The following is a 15,907-nucleotide window of genomic DNA, read 5'->3' as shown; positions in this document are numbered from 1 at the left end:
GGCCCGGCGCCGGGCCGGGCACGTCCGTCCCCCGGGCGTGGTCAACGCGAGACGTCGGTCCGCGCACCCGCCCCTCGCACCATGCTGCGGATCTGCCGCGCCGCCACCGAGAGCGTCGCCAGATCCAGCGTTCCGGACTCGCCGATCTCCGTCAGGGCCGCTCGGGCACGAGCGAGCCGGGAGGCATTGGTGGACTCCCAGTCGGCGATCATCTCGTCCGCCGTCTCCCCCGGTTCGCCGCCGCCCGTCACGTCGAGCGTGAGGGCACGCAGCGACGAGTACAGGTCGTCCCGCAACGCCAACCGCGCCAGGGAGTGCCAGCGGTCGCCGCGTTCGAGCGTGGACACTGCAGACAGCAGCCAGTCGATGCCGAGGTGCTCGCTGAGGGCGTAGTAGAGGCTCGCCATCACCTCGTCGTCCTCGTTCGCGATGTCCGCCGTCTCGATGACGTCGAGCAGGCAGAACACGTCGAGGAGCCGGAACACTCTGTGCGCGAGCTCTTCCGGTGCGCCTTTCTCGATGGCGGACGTGGCACGGTCGAGTCCGCTGCGTGCCTGCCGACCCTTCAGCCAGGTCGGAAGCTGCGATTCCAGGATCCGCACCTTGCGCGCGAACCTCGTGATCTCGGCACCGACAGCGATGGGCTGCGGCCGGTTCGACAACAGCCAGCGGGATCCTCGGTCGAGGAGGCGACGAGACTCGAGCACCAGTTCGTCGGACGCGTCCGTGGGCATGTCGGCCGCGGCGATCGCGGCCCAGATGTCGTGCAGACCGAAGATCTCGCTCGTCGCCGCGAACGCTCGCGCCGCGTCCGTGCTCCCGACTCCCGAGTCCTCCGCGAGGCGGAAGGCGTAGGTGATGCCGCCGTGGTCGACCGTCTCGTTCGCCACCCGCGTGGCCACGATCTCCCGGCGCAGCGGATGCGCCTTGATGGCACCGGCGAAACGTTCGCGCAACGGCGTCGGGAAGTAGTCCGTCATGAGCGGGGCGAACACGTCGTTGTCCGGCAGATCCGATGCCAGCAGGTCTTCCTGCAGCGCCAACTTCACGTGAGCCATGAGAGTCGACAGCTCGGGCGAGGTGAGACCCAGGCCGTTCTGCAGGCGCCGCGAGATCTCCGACTTCGTCGGCAGCGCGTCGAGCGACCTGTCCACCCGGCCCGACGCCACCAGGTCGGCGATCAGTCGAGCGTGGACGCCCAGCAGTTCGGGGGCGTGTGCCCGTGAGACACCCAGCAGCTCGTTCTGCGCGACGTTGTCCTCGAGAACGAGGGCGCCCACCTCGTCCGTCATGGAGGCCAGCAGGGACTCCCGGTCCTCTGCGGCCAGGTCACCCGACGTCACGGTGGAATCGAGCAGGATCTTGATGTTGACCTCGTGATCGGAGCAGTCGACGCCGGCGGAGTTGTCCACGGCGTCGGTGTTGATCTTGCCGCCCGCGGCGCTGTACTCGATGCGGCCGAGCGCGGTCACCCCGAGGTTGCCGCCCTCTCCGACCACGCGCGCCCGCAGGTCCGCACCGTTCACGCGCACCGGGTCGTTGGCCTTGTCGCCCACGTCGGCATCGCTCTCGGTGCGCGACTTCACGTAGGTGCCGATGCCGCCGTTCCACAGCAGGTCCACCGGCGCCGTGAGGATGGCGCGCATCAGTTCGGGCGGTGACAGGGCGGTGACGTCGTCCGCCAGTCCGAGAGCCGCGCGCACCTCGGCGCTGACCGGTACCGACTTCACGGTGCGTTCGTGTACTCCGCCACCCCTGCTGATCAGGGAGGTGTCGTAATCCGCCCACGACGAGCGCGGCAGTTCGAACAGTCGCCGTCGCTCCGCGAAGGAGGCGGCCGCGTCGGGTGCGGGATCCAGGAAGATGTGCCGGTGGTCGAACGCGGCGACGATGCGGAGATGTTCACTGAGCAGCATCCCGTTGCCGAACACGTCGCCACTCATGTCACCGATACCGACCACGGTGATCTCGTCGGACTGCGTGTCGATGCCGTACTCGCGGAAGTGACGCTTCACGCTCTCCCAGGCACCCTTGGCGGTGATGCCCATCGCCTTGTGGTCGTACCCCACCGACCCGCCCGAGGCGAAGGCGTCACCGAGCCAGAAGCCGTACTCGGCGGACACCTCGTTCGCGAGATCGGAGAACGTGGCAGTGCCCTTGTCCGCCGCCACCACGAGGTACGAGTCGTCGTCGTCACGTCGCACCACGCGCTGCGGTGGGATCGCGGCGCGGGTGGCGCGGTCGAGGTTGTCGGTGACGTCCAGCAGCCCCGCGATGAACATGCGGTAGCAGGCTCTCCCCTCGGCGGTGGTCGCGGAGCGGTCGGTCGCAGCATCGCCGGTCGGAGACGGCGGCTGCTTGACGACGAAGCCGCCCTTCGCCCCCACCGGCACGATGACCGCGTTCTTGACGGCCTGCGCCTTGGCCAGTCCCAGCACCTCGGTGCGGAAGTCCTCGCGCCGGTCGGACCAGCGGAGACCACCGCGCGCGACCGTGCCGAAGCGCAGGTGCACGCCCTCGACGCGCGGCGAGTACACGAAGATCTCGAAACGCGGGCGCGGCTTGGGCAGCACGTCGATGCCGCGAGGGTCGAACTTCAGGGACAGGAAATCGCGCTCGCGACCCTGCTCGTCGACGACGAAGTGGTTGGTGCGCAGCGTCGCTCGCACGAGGGTGAACAGGGCACGCAGCACCCTGTCGGCGTCGAGGCTGACCACCTGATCGATCAGTTCGGCGAGCTCCGACGCGATCTCGTCGGCACGCTCCTCGGACGCCGAGGCGGGATCGAACTGCGCGTCGAACAGGTCGACGATCAGTCGAGCCGTCACCGGGTTGGCGAGGAGAACACCCTCGATGCCGGTCTGGCTGAAAGGGAATGCGGCCTGGCGCAGGTACTTCGCGTACGCCCGCAGCACCACCGCGCGGCGCCACTCGAGACCGGCCCGCAGAACCAGTTCGTTGAAGCGGTCGGCCTCCGCGTGGCCGTTCCACACGGCAGCGAACGCGTCGGTGAATCGTCGGCTGACCACACTCGTCTGGTTCTCGGCGCCCTCGATGACCTCGGGCTCCGCGGACAGGCCGAAATCGTAGATCCAGCAGCGCGTTCCGTCCTTGCGCACCACGGCGTACGGCCGCTCGTCGACCACCTCCACACCGAGGCTCTGCAGGACGGGCAGCACCTGGCTCAGCGAGACCTCGCTGCCGGTCACGTAGAGGGAGAAACGCCAGTGACCCGCCTCGGCGTCGCGCGGGCGGTACAGGCACATGTCGATGTCGTCGCCGACGAGCGCGTCGAGTCGAGCGATGTCGACGAGCGCCCGGTCCGCGTCGAAGTCCTGCTTGTAGGCCTCGGGGAAGGCGACGGCATAGCGCGCCGCGTTGTCGGGCGACACCGACGGGTCGGCCGCGGCCGCCTCACGCAGAGCGTCATCCCACGTGCGGGTGGCGTCGGCGATCAGGGCCCGGATGCGGTCGCGGTTGGCGTCCGAGACGTCGACGGCGTCCGCGCTCTGTCCGTCGAAGCGAACAGTGAAGTGCACCAACGCGAGTGGGCTGTCCGAGACGCGTGCCTCGTACTCGACGTCGGTACCGCCGAGCTCGTGCAGCAGGATCCTGCGGGTCTCGAGACGCAGGCGGGTGGTGTAGGAGTCGCGCGGAAGGTAGACCAGCGCCGACACGAACCGGCCGTACCCGTCGCGGCGCAGGAAGAGCAGCACCTCGCGGCGCAGGGCACTGCGCTCCACGGCCGAGATGGTGTCGAAGAGCGACCTGCTGTCCGCCGAGAAGAGTTCGGTGCGCGGGAAGGACTGGATCGACTCGAGCATGGCCTGGCCGGAGTACGACGACAGGGTGTGCCCGGCGCGCTCGATGACGGTGCGCACGCGATCACCCACGACCGGGATGTCGAGGACGTTGCCGTGCAGTGCGGAGATGGTGAACAGCCCCGTGAACCGGTGCTCTCCCACCGTGTTTCCCTCGTCGTCCAGGTCGTGGACACCGACGAAGTAGGGGTGCACGGCGCGGTGCACCGACGTGGAGCTCGAGGCGCGGGTGAGCACGAGAAGGTCCTCGCGAGCGACCACTCGGTCGATCGGCAGGTCGAAGCCCGCGACGGCGCCCGGATCGTCGGATCGCAGGATGCCCAGCGCGGACTCGGCGACGGGTTCGAGACCCGCCTCCGTCGCGGTGTACCGGCGGCTGCCGAGCACGCGGAAGTTGCCCTCGGACAACCACCGCAGCAGGCGGGCGGCGTCGTGCCGCGCCTCGGGGGTGACGGACTCGGTTCCGTCCGCGTCTCCGCGGCGTGGTCGTTCCAGACGATCGGCCAGTTCCAGCTGGCGACGCTGCATGGCCTCGGTGTCGTCGACGACGCGACGGACGTCGGCGAGCACGTCGGCCAGCGAGCTCTCGAGCGAGGCGAAGGCCTCCTCGCTCGCCGCGGGGTGCAGAGCCACGTGGATCCACGATTCGAGGATGCTGCCGTCCGCGAGATCGCCGGTCTCGACATCGGACGGGGTGGCTCCGCCTCGGATGGAGAGGAGCGCGCCGGACTCGTCGCGCACGACGCGCAGGATCGGGTGCACCACCTCGACGACCGCGATGCCGGCTCCGGTGAGCCAGGCGGTGACCGACTCGACCAGCATCGGCATGTCGTCGGTGACGATCTGCAGGGCCACGCCGACGGTGCTGTCGGGTCCGCGGTGCAGGGCGAGAGAGGCGACGCCGGGATCACGACGCTCGGCGAGCTCCAGATGTCGGTGCACCACCGCGGTCGGGTCGGCTCCCGTGGTGGTCCGCAACACGTCCAGATCGACGTGCCCGAAGTACACCGCGCGGAGGTCGTCCGCCCGATCGAGCACCGAGTTCGGCGCCGTTGCCGCCTCGGAGTGCTCTCCCGCTGAAGTCATCGCTGTCGCCTTTCGATCACCACGAGCGGCGGATCCACCGGTCGGGGCGACGTTGTCCGTGGGGTTCGGCTCCCGACCCTAGCCTCGCGAGGCCGGGAGCCGAACACCGCGGTGACGTGGCGTGCGATGAAAATAGGTTACTTACCAGTACATTTCAGTCGCGCGTGAGCTTCCGGTGCGTCACGCGGTGCGGGCGAGCGGCGTCGGGACCGAGGCGCTCGACCTTGTTGGCCTCGTAGCCCTCGAAGTTGCCCTCGTACCAGTACCAAGCGGCCTCGTTGTCGCCGAAGCCACCTTCCCACGCCAGGATGTGCGTGCACGTCCGGTCGAGGAACCACCGGTCGTGCGAGATCACGACGGCGCAACCGGGGAACTCCTCGAGGGCGTTCTCCAGTGAACCGAGGGTCTCGACGTCCAGGTCGTTGGTGGGCTCGTCGAGCAGGATCAGGTTGCCGCCCTGCTTGAGCGTCATCGCCAGGTTCAGGCGGTTGCGCTCACCACCGGACAGCACGCCGGCAGCCTTCTGCTGGTCGTGGCCCTTGAACCCGAACGAGCTGATATACGCCCGCGACGGGAACTCCTGCGTACCGATGGTGATGAAGTCGAGGCCGTCCGACACCGTCTCCCAGACCGTCTTCGCCGGGTCGATGCCCGAGCGGTTCTGGTCGACGTAGCTCAGCTTGACCGTCTGACCGATCTTGACCTCGCCGCCGTCCGGCTCCTCGAGACCGACGATGGTCTTGAAGAGCGTGGTCTTTCCGACGCCGTTGGGGCCGATGACACCGACGATGCCGTTTCGCGGAAGCGTGAACGACAGGTCCTTGATCAGCACGCGGCCGTCGAAGCCCTTGTCGAGGCTCTTGACCTCGACCACGACGTCGCCGAGGCGCGGCGGGTTGGGGATCTGGATCTCGTCGAAGTCGAGCTTGCGCATCTTGTCGGCCTCGGCCGCCATCTCGTCGTAGCGATCGAGACGTGCCTTGTTCTTGGCCTGGCGAGCCTTGGCGCCGGAGCGGACCCAGGCGAGTTCGTCCTTGAGGCGCTTCTGCAGCTTCTGGTCCTTCTTGCCCTGGACCTCGAGACGCTCGGCCTTCTTCTCCAGGTAGGTGGAGTAGTTGCCCTCGTAGGGGTAGAGGCGACCACGGTCGACCTCGCAGATCCACTGCGCGACGTGATCGAGGAAGTACCGGTCGTGGGTCACGGCCAGGATGGCACCCTGGTACGCGGCCAGATGCTGCTCGAGCCAGAGAACCGACTCGGCGTCGAGGTGGTTGGTGGGCTCGTCGAGCAGCAGCAGGTCCGGCTTGCTCAGCAGCAGCTTGCACAACGCCACACGACGCTTCTCACCACCGGACAGGTGGGTCACACCCTCGTCCGGCGGCGGGCAGCGCAGTGCGTCCATGGCCTGCTCGAGCTGCGAGTCGATCTCCCACGCGTCGGCGTGGTCGAGCTTCTCCTGCAGCTCGCCCATCTCCTCCATCAGCTCGTCGGAGTAGTCGGTGGCCATCAGCTCGGCGATCTCGTTGTACCGCTTGAGTTGGACCATCGTCTCGCCGAGACCGTCCTCGACGTTCTCGCGAACCGTCTTGTTCTCGTCGAGCTCGGGCTCCTGCATGAGGATGCCGACGGTGGCGCCCTGCGCGAGGAACGCCTCACCGTTTCCGGGCTGGTCGATCCCGGCCATGATCTTGAGGATCGAAGACTTGCCGGCGCCGTTGGGGCCGACGACGCCGATCTTCGCTCCCGGCAGGAAGCTCATCGTCACGTCGTCCAGAATGACCTTGTCGCCGTGCGCCTTGCGCACCTTCTTCATGGTGTAGATGAATTCCGCCACGAGTTCCTCTCGATGTGCTCACCAGCGTGTGTGCCGGGCGGATCGCGCCGGCTGAGATGCCGACGACGGGGCCGACAACTGGGAGATGTGCTCGACGCGGAAGTCTACCGGGACCGACCGGTGCCCGTGAAACCGTTCGCGGTCAGCCCACCGGCACCGGCTCGGGCTCCGCCGTGTCCACCGCGGCCTCGGCGACGGTCTCGCCGGACTCCTGCCGCTCGGCCGCCTGACGCGGCCGGTCCACCTTGACGTGGCACCGAGCGAGATCGGGTCCCACCGCGGTGGCTCGGATCTCGAGATCGGCTCGGCCCACGCCCTCCTTGGTCGTGTACTCGTTGGTGTGCGCCTGCCCGAAGACGATGACCGAATCGCCCTTCATCAGCGACGCTCCGACCCCCGACACGAGACGTCGCCAGCAGCTGACCGAGGCGTAGAGCGTGTCCCCGTCCTGCCACTCCCCACTCTCGCGGTCCATGCGGCGCGAATTGCTGGCCACGCGGAAGCTGAGCACCTCGTCGCCGGACGGCGTGGTGCGCTTGATCGGATCGGTGATGACGGTGCCCACCACGGTCAGATACGACTCGTACATCGTTCCCCCTCTCGCAGTCGATCCGGTACCGACCGCGCCCCCGACTCTGCGCCGCTCGCAGCGCGGACAGAAGGGCCCGCGAGCACCTGTGGACGGCCGTCCACAGGAGCGCCGCGGGGGTTGACAAGAGGAGTGGTCAGGCAGTGACCAGCGAGTCGCCGGACGCCTCCAGCAGTGCGGCGTAGGCACCGCCGCGGGCGACGAGCTCGTCGTGGGTTCCCGATTCGACGACGTGCCCGTGATCGAGCACCACGATGCGATCGGCCGACCGCACGGTGGAGAGTCGGTGGGCCACCACGATGGTGGTGCGGTCCTGCTCGAGCTGGTCGATCGCGTCGGCGAGAGCACGTTCGGTGGTGGTGTCCAGGGCGCTGGTGGCCTCGTCCAGAACGAGGACGGGCGGGTTGCGCAGTACGGTGCGCGCGATGGCGAGGCGCTGCTTCTCGCCGCCGGAGAACCGGTAGCCACGCTCCCCCACCATCGTGTCGTAGCCGTCGTCGAGCGAGGCGATGAAATCGTGGATCTGCGCTGTGCGAGCGGCATTCTCGATGTCCGCGTCGGTGGCGTCGGGCCGCGCGAAGCGGAGGTTCTCGCGGATCGTGTCGTGGAAGAGATAGGTCTCCTGCGACACCACCCCGACCGTCGCAGACACGTCGGCGAGCGAGAGATCGCGGAGATCGACACCGTCGACCTCGACCGACCCGGACGTCGGATCGTAGAGCCGCGCCGTCAGATACCCGAGTGTCGTCTTGCCGGCGCCGGTCGCTCCCACGATCGCCAGGGTGCTCCCGGCGGGGACCGTGAGGTCGATGTCCGTGAGCGTCGGATGTGCCGCACCCGGATAGTCGAAGCCCACGTGGCGGAAGCGCACCTCACCGCGTCGGGCCGTCGGATCGATCGGCGTCGGTACGGCGGGTTCGTCGATGTCCACCGGGAGATCGAGGTACTCGAAGACTCGGCCGAACAGAGCCAGGGAGCTCTGCACCTCGACGCCGGTGTTGAGCAGCATCATCGTGGGGCGGAACAGCTGAGTCTGAAGGGTGGTGAACGCGACCAGCGTTCCCACCGTCAACGCGCTGCCGTTGCCGATGGTGATGCCGGCGAACCAGTAGACCAGGGCCGGCATTGCGGCGAAGCTGATCGACATGGTCGCCATGCGCCACTTGCCCGCCATCATCGAGCGGAGTTCGACGTCGGCGACCTCGGACGAGCGTTCGGTGAACCGATTCGTGAGGACCGACGACGCGCCGGTCGTCTTGCCCAGCAGGATGCCGCTCACCGAGAGCGACTCCTCCACCTGGACGGACAGATCGCTGAGCAGGCGTTGTCGCACGGTGGAGATACGGCGACGCTCGTCGCCGACCCGCCGAGCGATGCGGACGAACACCGGCAGGATGGCGAGCGAGAAGAGGGCCAGTTTCCAGTCGAGCAGGAAGAGCGCGACGACGGTGGCCATGACGGTGGTCGCGTTCTGAGCGATCGACGTGGCCGTGTTGGTGACGACGGACTGCATGCCGCCGATGTCGTTGGCGATGCGCGACTGCACCTCGCCGGTGCGGGTGCGCGCGAAGAAGCCGAGCGACTGACGCTGCAGGTGCGAATAGACCTGCACGCGGAGCTGATGCATCAGGGCCTGCCCGATGCTGTTGGACATCCAGGTCTGGGCGACGCCGAGACAGCTGGTGACGACGGCGATCGCGATCATGCCGGCCGCGAGGATCGTCACCAGCGTGACGTCGGCGTTCGGGATGGCGTGATCGAGCATGTCGCGCAGGAGCAGCGGCGATCCCAGTGCCACGACGGCGCTGAGGGTGATGACCGCGCTCACCGCGGCGACCCGGCCGCGATAGGGCCGGAAGAGGGCGACGACGCGCCCGAGCGGTGCGGGCTGGTGGTCCGCAGATGTCACGGGGGACTGCACCGGCCTTGCCGGTGTGGTGGAGGAACGCATATGACCTCCCTGATCGGGTAGAACTGAGGTTACCTCATTATGAGGTCGACCGCTGCAACGCTAGTATCGTCCCGTGCATTCCCACGAGAAGGACCCGGCCGATCTGGTCATGATGGTGGCCAGGTCGATGCGGCGCCGCCACATGGCCGCACTCGAACCTTTCGGACTCTCGCCCTCACACGGACGGGCACTGCGCGTGCTGTCCGGCGCGGCGGGACCACTTCGGCCCGGAGATCTGGCGGAACGGTTACGCATCGCACCCCGATCGGCAACCGATGTCGTCGACGCGCTGGAGTCGGCCGGCTACGTCGCACGGCACGCCGATGCCACCGATCGTCGCGCGGTTCTCCTCGACCTCACCGACGAGGGGCGGGCACTCGCGGACACCATCGCACAGGCGCAGCGCAGCGCGTCCGAGGCGATGTTCGCCGGCCTGAGCGCGGACGACCGAGCGACCCTCACCGACCTGCTCACTCGCATCCACGACGAATCCGGTGCAGAGAACCGCGTCTGACACGGTTCTCTGCACCGGATCCGGTGACTGTGTACGTCAGTGAGAGACGACGGTGGCACCCTCGGGTCCGTCGGGCAGCTTGCCCGAGCGGACGAGCAGCGCTGCCATCACCGAGCCGGCGAGGAAGATGCCCGACGCCCACCAGAACGTCGTGGTGTAGCTGGCGATCTCCGCGTTCATCCGGAGCAGCGTCGCGGCGGCCTGCGGATCCGCGGCCTGAGCCACGGCCGCCTGGTTGTCGGTCGCGTAGTTCGTCGCTGCCGTCGCCGCGATGGTGCTGAGCAGCGCAGTACCGATGGATCCGCCGATCTGCTGCATCGTGTTGACGGTCGCGGAGGCGACGCCGGCGTCGTCCGGCGAGACTCCGGACACGGCGCCCTGCATGGCCGGGGCCATCGTGGCGCCCATGCCCACGCCCATGACGAGCAGGCTCGGCAGGATGTGCGCGGCGTAGGAACTGTCGATCGAGATCTGGGTCAGCAGGGCCATGCCGGCCGACGCGATCAGCATGCCGGCGGACATGAGAACGCGAGGCCCGAAGCGCGGCAGGATGACCGACGTCGCGACGGTGGCCGTGACCACGAGGGTCGCGATCATCGGCAGGAACGCGAACCCGGTGGTGATGGGCGTGTAGCCGAGCGTGCTCTGCAGGTAGTACGTGAGGAACAGGAACACCGCGAACATGCCGGCACCGATGACGAACACCGCGAGGTACGCGCCGCCGCGGGTGCGGTCGAGCACGATGCGCAGCGGGAGAAGCGGATGCGTCGCCCGCGTCTGCAGGTAGACGAAGACACCGAGCAGGACCACACCGACCGCGAGGAAACCGATGGTCACCGCGTTGCTCCACCCGTCGGACTCGGCGTGCGCGAATCCGTAGACGATGGAGAACAGCGCCGCGGACACGGTGAGGGTGCCGGGGATGTCGAGTACCGGACGCTCGGTGGCGCGGTGCTTGGCCAGCAGGAGGAAGCCGCCGACGAACGCGATTCCCGCGAAGATCAAGTTGACGTACAGGCTCCAGCGCCAGTTCGCCCACTCCGTGAGCACACCGCCGAGAAGCAGGCCGATGGCGCCGCCGGCACCGGCGACCGCGCCGAAGATGCCGAACGCCTTCGCACGTTCCTTCGGATCCGTGAACGTCGTGGTCAGCAGGGACAGCGCTGCGGGAGCGAGCAGGGCGCCGAAGACACCCTGTCCCGCACGGGCCGCGACCAGCATGCCGAAGTTGACGGCTGCGCCGCCGACGGCGGACATCACCGCGAAGCCGACGAGTCCGACGAGGAAGGTGGTGCGGCGACCGAAGAGGTCACTCAGTCGACCACCGAGCAGCAGGAGGCTGCCGAATGCCAGAGCGTAGGAGGTGACCACCCACGAGCGGTCCGCGTTGTCGAAGCCGAGATCGAGCTGTGCGGCGGGAAGCGCGATGTTCACGACGGTCGCGTCGAGCACGACCATCAGCTGGGCCAGGCCGAGTACGCCCAGGATGAGCCAGCGAGTGCGGTCGGGCGCGTCGTGCGCGCTCGACCGAATCGTCGGTTGGACGTTTCCGACGTCGGATGTGGTGGAAGACATTGATCCTCGCTTCGGTACGGCGTGAAATGGAGCTATACGGAGGCGTACGCTCCGGATAGCAAGACGATAGCAGCGATGCGGAGGTATGCCCTCCGGTTAACCGACGAACCAGGACGAAACGGACTGTGAAACCCACCACAGCGGCGAAGCCGCTTCGAGCGGACGCCGAGCGGAACAAGCTCAAGATCATCGACTGTGCGCGAGAGTTGTTGGCACGCAAGGGTCTCGAGATCACGCTCGACGACGTCGCTGCGCGCGCCGGGGTGGGTGTGGGCACCGTGTACCGGCGGTTCGCCAACAAACAGGAACTCATCGACGGCATCCTCGAGCAGCGTCTGGTCGACGTGCTCAGCCGCGCAGAGGTGGCCGCGGAGGCCGACGATCCCTGGGCTGCGATGGTCGATTTCTTCGAATTCATGTGTCGACACATGGCCGCGGACCGTGGTCTCGGTCACGTCGTCCTCGGGTGCGACGACGGCCTCGACCGCATCGCGGCAGTCCGGTCCAAGCTCGAACCGACCATCGACACTCTCATCCAGCGCGCCCAGAAGGCCGGGAAGCTCCGCCCGGACGTGCAGCCCGGCGACCTCTTCACCCTGGTGCGGATGATCGTGGCCGGCGCCGAGGTTGCAGACGAGGTGGACGAGGACAACTGGCGACGCTATTTCGCCCTGGTGATCGATTCCCTCGCGGCGGTGCCGGATAGGTCGGTGCCCCTGCCGGGTCGAGCGCTGACACCGGACGAGATCGTCAGCGTCAAGAGCAGATTGCACGGGAGGGCGTCGTGATCGACAACGTGGTCTCCCCCGTGCTTCCCTCGCACCCCGGGCATCCGATGCTGGTGGCGCTGCGCAGTGACGGAGCGTTCCCCCAGTTGGTCCGCTTCGCACTGGTCGGCGGGCTCAGCAACGTCCTCTACGTCGCCGTGTTCGTCGCGATGCACAGCGAGGGTTCCATCGTAGCCAATGCCGTCGGAGCAGTGGCGTCGACCGTTCTCGCCAACGAACTGCACCGCCGTCTCACGTTCCACGCCGCCGATCGGGTGGGCTGGTTCACCGCGCAGTGGGAGGGCGGCGGACTGGCACTCATCGGTCTGGGCGCCAGCACCGCAGCGCTGACAGCGCTCGACGTCGCACTGCCGACCGCCGGCGCCGCGTTGTCGGCCCTGATCCTGGTCGGAGTCACCGCCCTCGTCGGCGGGCTCCGCTTCCTCGCCCTGCGCGGTCTGGTCTTCTAACTGCGCTCACGCTCGCGGCGCGCCAGCTCCGCGAACATCGCGTTGTGCGCCGCGAGGTCCGCACCGTCGTCGCGATCGGCCGCCCGGTCCGTGCGGACTGCTTCCTTCCGGTCCGTGTTGGACCACTGCACCAGCAACGCCAGCATGACGAGGATCAGCGGGATCTCGCCCGTCGCCCACGCGATGCCGCCGCCGAGTCGCTGATCCGCCAGGAGGTCGGAGTTCCACGGCAGCGACAGGCCGCGGAAGAAGGTCTGGCCCATCACCGTCTCGGTGCTCATCAGCGCGATACCGAAGAAGGCATGGAACGGCAGCGATCCGAACACCATCGCCAGCTTGGTCACGGGCGACAATCGACGCGGTGCCGGATCGACGCCGATGACGACCCAGTAGAACAGGTAGCCGCTCAGCAGGAAGTGCGCGTTCATCAGCAGGTGGGCGCCGTGCGAGTCGACGGTCGCGCCGTAGATGCCGCCGAGGTAGAGCGCGTAGAAGCCACCCACGAAGATGACGGCCGCGACCAGGGGCTGGGTGAGGAACCGGGACACCGGGCTGTGCAGGGCCTCGAGGATCCACTCGCGCGGTCCCGGCACACCGTCCCGGCCGGCCGCCGGCAGCACCCGTAGGGCCAGGGTCACGCCGCCGCCGAGCGCGAGCAGCACCGGGGTGAGCATCGACAGCACCATGTGCGAGCCCATGTGCACGCTGAACATCGCCATCGAGTAGCGGTAGACACCCGATGACGTCGCGAACAGCAGCGTCGCGCAGCCCAGGACCCAGGCGATCGTGCGACCCACCGGCCATGCGTCGCCACGGGCCCGCAGTCGACGAACGCCGAGGAGGTAGACGACGGCCATGACGACGGCGGCGGTGCCGAAGATCAGGTCGAACCGCCAGTCGAAGAGGAAACGCTCGAGGCTCGGGGGCGCGGTGAGGTCGTACCCCAACTCCGCCTCGGTGAGCGTCAGCTCCCGAGCGCTCCCCAGCGGGGGCGGTGTCCGGGAGAGTCCGACCGCGAGCCCGATCGTGGCCGCGAAGACCAGTACCTCGGCACCGGCGAAACGCACGAGATTCGCGCGCGACGTCGGGTCCGCGGCGAGCGCGGGCAGGGCCCGTCGACGCTGGGTGTAGCCGAACACGCCGAGGACGACCAGGGCGACGACCTTGGCGAGTACGAGTCGGCCGTAGGTGGTGTCGAACAGATCTGCGGGCTCGACGCGGACGAAGGCGTTGACCACTCCACTGACACCCATGACCACGAACGCCACCGTGGCGACCGCGGAGAAGCGGCGCGCCGCGACATCGGTGTGCGCGCCGGCGCGACGGGCGTGCGCCAGGACGGCGAACAGTCCGCCCGCCCAGAGCGACGCGGCGAGAAGATGCAGGATGAGGCTGTTGGTGGCGACGTCGTGCGATCCACCGGACGACGAGTGCCCCGACAGTGCGAGAGGCATGAGCGAGCCGAGCGCGACCACCAGCAGGATCGGCGTCCACGACCACCGCAGCACGGCACGTGTCCCGAGTGCGAGCAGGATCGCGATGATCGCGGTCCACTGCCACGCGCGGGCCAACTCGATCTGCGACAGGCCCGACCACAGGTTCTCCGGACGCAGCGCCTCGGACACCGGCTGACCGGACGTGTCCGAGAGGGTCAGCGGCACCAGCACGATCGCGCAGGCCGCCCACACGATTGCCGCCGACGACGCGGTGCGCAGCGCGCGATAGCCGTCGATGTCGAGGACGCCCGATCTCTGCGGCGGCACGAGGAAGGCTGCGAGCAGCAGAGAGCCCACGGCGATGACGGCCGCGACCTCCCCGAGCGCGCGCACAGCGGGCAGACCGTACGTCGTCACCGGACCCGGATCCGGGATGCCGAGCAGGACCAACGCCTGCGATGCGGACAGCGCGACGATCAGGCCGGCCACCACCGCGGCGATCAGTCCGGCACTCGCGAACACGCCTGCCGATCCGGCTCGTCGCGCCCCACCGTCCGGTTCCGCGGTCGCGGAACGCGGTGCCTCAGTCGTTGCCATACCTCCAGGGTAGGAGGTGACCGGCATCGCAGCACCTACGGGACGTAGTAGACGCGCAACTCACACGTCACCCCCTCCGGCGAGTACGCCGGAAACGTCGTGATCCTCCGTGCTGCAGCAGCAGTTCGGACGTACTCGCGAGGGGCGTCAATGGTGAATGCGTCCCTCGCGCTCCCCCAGCGGCCGTCCGTTCCCGCCCCACCGCCTCGCGACGATCTCCGCCGCGATCGACACCGCCGTCTCCTCCGGTGTCCGGGCGCCGAGGTCGAGCCCGATCGGGGACGACAGTCGCGCGAGCTCGTCGTCGCCGATTCCCACCTCGCGCAGTCTCGCGACCCGATCGTTGTGGGTCCGCCGCGACCCCATCGCCCCCACGTAGCCGACGCGGGGCAGCCGCAACGCCACCTCGAGCAGCGGCACGTCGAACTTGGGGTCGTGGGTCAGTACGCAGATCACGGTGCGCTCGTCGATCTCACCCTCGGCCAGCAGTCGCTCGAGGTAGCGGTGCGGCCACTCGACGACCACCTCGTCGGCCGTCGGGAATCGCTCGGTTGTCGTGAACACCGGCCGCGCATCGCAGACGGTCACGCGATAGCCGAGCAGCGCACCCTGACGCGCCACCGCCGACGCGAAGTCGATCGCACCGAACACGATCATGCGAGCACGGGGCGCGAAGGAGTTCACGAACACCGTCATTCCCTCGCCGCGCCGCTGACCGTCGGGGCCGTAGTGCAGGACGTCGGTGCGGCCCGCTTCGAGAAGACCACGGGCGTCGTCGATCACCGCGGCATTCGCGCGGGGCGACCCGAGCGTGCCGGACGCCGCCACCGGGTCGACGACCAGGCGAGAACCGACCCGCGCAGCATCGGGGTGCTCGATGACAGTGGCCACCGCGACCGGCCGGTGCTCCGCGATCGCCGACGCCACCGCGCCGAACTCCGGAAAGGTCGATCGGGACACGGTCTCGACGAAGACGTCGAGGATGCCCCCGCAGGTCAGACCCACCGCGAACGCATCGTCGTCGCTGACTCCGTAGCGATGCAGACCCGCCTCACCGTTCTGCGCGGCCTCGTACACCGCGCCCTCGACGCAGCCACCGGACACCGACCCGACGACTCTGCCGTCCGCGAGCACAGCCATCGACGCACCCGGCGGACGCGGTGCCGATCGGAACGTGCGCACCACGGTGCCCACGCCCACCGACTCCCCCGCGCGCCATGCCGCGAGCACCTGGTCCATCACGTCCTGCACGCCTGCTGCCTTCCCT

General features: G+C 68.5%; 10 protein-coding genes. 3 read left to right on the top strand and 7 right to left on the bottom strand.

The features are described 5' to 3' along the window. Nucleotides 1–41 precede the first annotated feature (41 nt). The 4 genes from BR07_RS0111855 to BR07_RS0111840 all read right to left on the bottom strand — a co-directional run bounded on the left by BR07_RS0111855 (nt 42) and on the right by BR07_RS0111840 (nt 9,281). A complete protein-coding gene (locus tag BR07_RS0111855) occupies nt 42–4,907 on the bottom strand; it encodes an NAD-glutamate dehydrogenase (RefSeq protein ID WP_027505633.1) in 4,866 nt (1,621 codons plus the stop codon). A 154-nt stretch (nt 4,908–5,061) separates the two neighbouring features. Further along, nucleotides 5,062–6,741 carry an energy-dependent translational throttle protein EttA gene (gene ettA / locus BR07_RS0111850; RefSeq protein ID WP_027505632.1) on the bottom strand — a complete coding sequence of 560 codons (1,680 nt, stop codon included), beginning with the start codon at nt 6,739–6,741 and terminating at the stop codon, nt 5,062–5,064. A 142-nt stretch (nt 6,742–6,883) separates the two neighbouring features. Continuing rightward, nucleotides 6,884–7,330 carry a single-stranded DNA-binding protein gene (gene ssb, locus BR07_RS24300; protein WP_051613327.1) on the bottom strand — a complete coding sequence of 149 codons (447 nt, stop codon included), beginning with the start codon at nt 7,328–7,330 and terminating at the stop codon, nt 6,884–6,886. Between the two features lie 136 nt (nt 7,331–7,466). Continuing rightward, nucleotides 7,467–9,281 (bottom strand): ABC transporter ATP-binding protein, encoded by a 1,815-nt coding sequence (locus BR07_RS0111840; protein WP_081821243.1) that lies wholly within the window; start codon nt 9,279–9,281, stop codon nt 7,467–7,469. Nucleotides 9,282–9,354: 73 nt separating this feature from the next. On the opposite strand from BR07_RS0111840, the gene BR07_RS0111835 reads away from it, so the two are divergent. Further along, a complete protein-coding gene (locus BR07_RS0111835) occupies nt 9,355–9,795 on the top strand; it encodes a MarR family winged helix-turn-helix transcriptional regulator (RefSeq protein WP_027505630.1) in 441 nt (146 codons plus the stop codon). A 36-nt stretch (nt 9,796–9,831) separates the two neighbouring features. On the opposite strand, the gene BR07_RS0111830 is transcribed toward BR07_RS0111835, so the two are convergent. Then, on the bottom strand, nt 9,832–11,370 hold the full coding sequence (locus tag BR07_RS0111830) for an MFS transporter (protein ID WP_027505629.1): 1,539 nt from the start codon (nt 11,368–11,370) through the stop codon (nt 9,832–9,834). Nucleotides 11,371–11,495: 125 nt separating this feature from the next. Between BR07_RS0111830 and BR07_RS0111825 the strand changes: the two genes are divergently transcribed. Both BR07_RS0111825 and BR07_RS0111820 read left to right on the top strand, forming a co-directional pair. Continuing rightward, nucleotides 11,496–12,158 carry a TetR/AcrR family transcriptional regulator gene (locus tag BR07_RS0111825; RefSeq protein ID WP_027505628.1) on the top strand — a complete coding sequence of 221 codons (663 nt, stop codon included), beginning with the start codon at nt 11,496–11,498 and terminating at the stop codon, nt 12,156–12,158. A 47-nt stretch (nt 12,159–12,205) separates the two neighbouring features. Beyond that, the gene (locus BR07_RS0111820; RefSeq protein ID WP_155957030.1) at nt 12,206–12,607 is read left to right on the top strand and encodes a GtrA family protein; all 402 of its coding nucleotides are present in this window, start codon (nt 12,206–12,208) and stop codon (nt 12,605–12,607) included. On the opposite strand, the gene BR07_RS0111815 is transcribed toward BR07_RS0111820, so the two are convergent. Together BR07_RS0111815 and BR07_RS0111810 are read right to left on the bottom strand one after the other, a co-directional pair. Next, entirely contained in the window at nt 12,604–14,640 is a 2,037-nt protein-coding gene (locus tag BR07_RS0111815; protein ID WP_027505626.1) for a cytochrome c oxidase assembly protein, read from the bottom strand. The genes BR07_RS0111820 and BR07_RS0111815 overlap by 4 nt on opposite strands. A gap of 147 nt (nt 14,641–14,787) precedes the next feature. Next, complete coding sequence (locus BR07_RS0111810) at nt 14,788–15,879, bottom strand: XdhC/CoxI family protein (RefSeq protein WP_155957029.1); 1,092 nt, start codon at nt 15,877–15,879, stop codon at nt 14,788–14,790. Between the last annotated feature and the right edge of the window lie 28 nt (nt 15,880–15,907).

This window comes from Rhodococcus sp. UNC23MFCrub1.1 (genome assembly GCF_000686025.1).
In the GTDB taxonomy this organism is placed as follows: Bacteria; Actinomycetota; Actinomycetes; order Mycobacteriales; family Mycobacteriaceae; genus Rhodococcoides.
This window is presented reverse-complemented; position numbering and strand designations above follow the sequence as displayed.

Bases quoted from the DNA above. Each gene is read 5' to 3' on its own strand.
- ssb (WP_051613327.1), bottom strand. From the start codon at position 7,330: ATGTACGAGTCGTATCTGACCGTGGTGGGCACCGTCATCACCGATCCG.
- BR07_RS0111810 (WP_155957029.1), bottom strand. From the start codon at position 15,879: ATGGACCAGGTGCTCGCGGCATGGCGCGCGGGGGAGTCGGTGGGCGTG.
- BR07_RS0111830 (WP_027505629.1), bottom strand. From the start codon at position 11,370: ATGTCTTCCACCACATCCGACGTCGGAAACGTCCAACCGACGATTCGG.
- BR07_RS0111840 (WP_081821243.1), bottom strand. From the start codon at position 9,281: ATGCGTTCCTCCACCACACCGGCAAGGCCGGTGCAGTCCCCCGTGACA.
- BR07_RS0111855 (WP_027505633.1), bottom strand. From the start codon at position 4,907: ATGACTTCAGCGGGAGAGCACTCCGAGGCGGCAACGGCGCCGAACTCG.
- BR07_RS0111815 (WP_027505626.1), bottom strand. From the start codon at position 14,640: ATGGCAACGACTGAGGCACCGCGTTCCGCGACCGCGGAACCGGACGGT.
- BR07_RS0111820 (WP_155957030.1), top strand. From the start codon at position 12,206: ATGCTGGTGGCGCTGCGCAGTGACGGAGCGTTCCCCCAGTTGGTCCGC.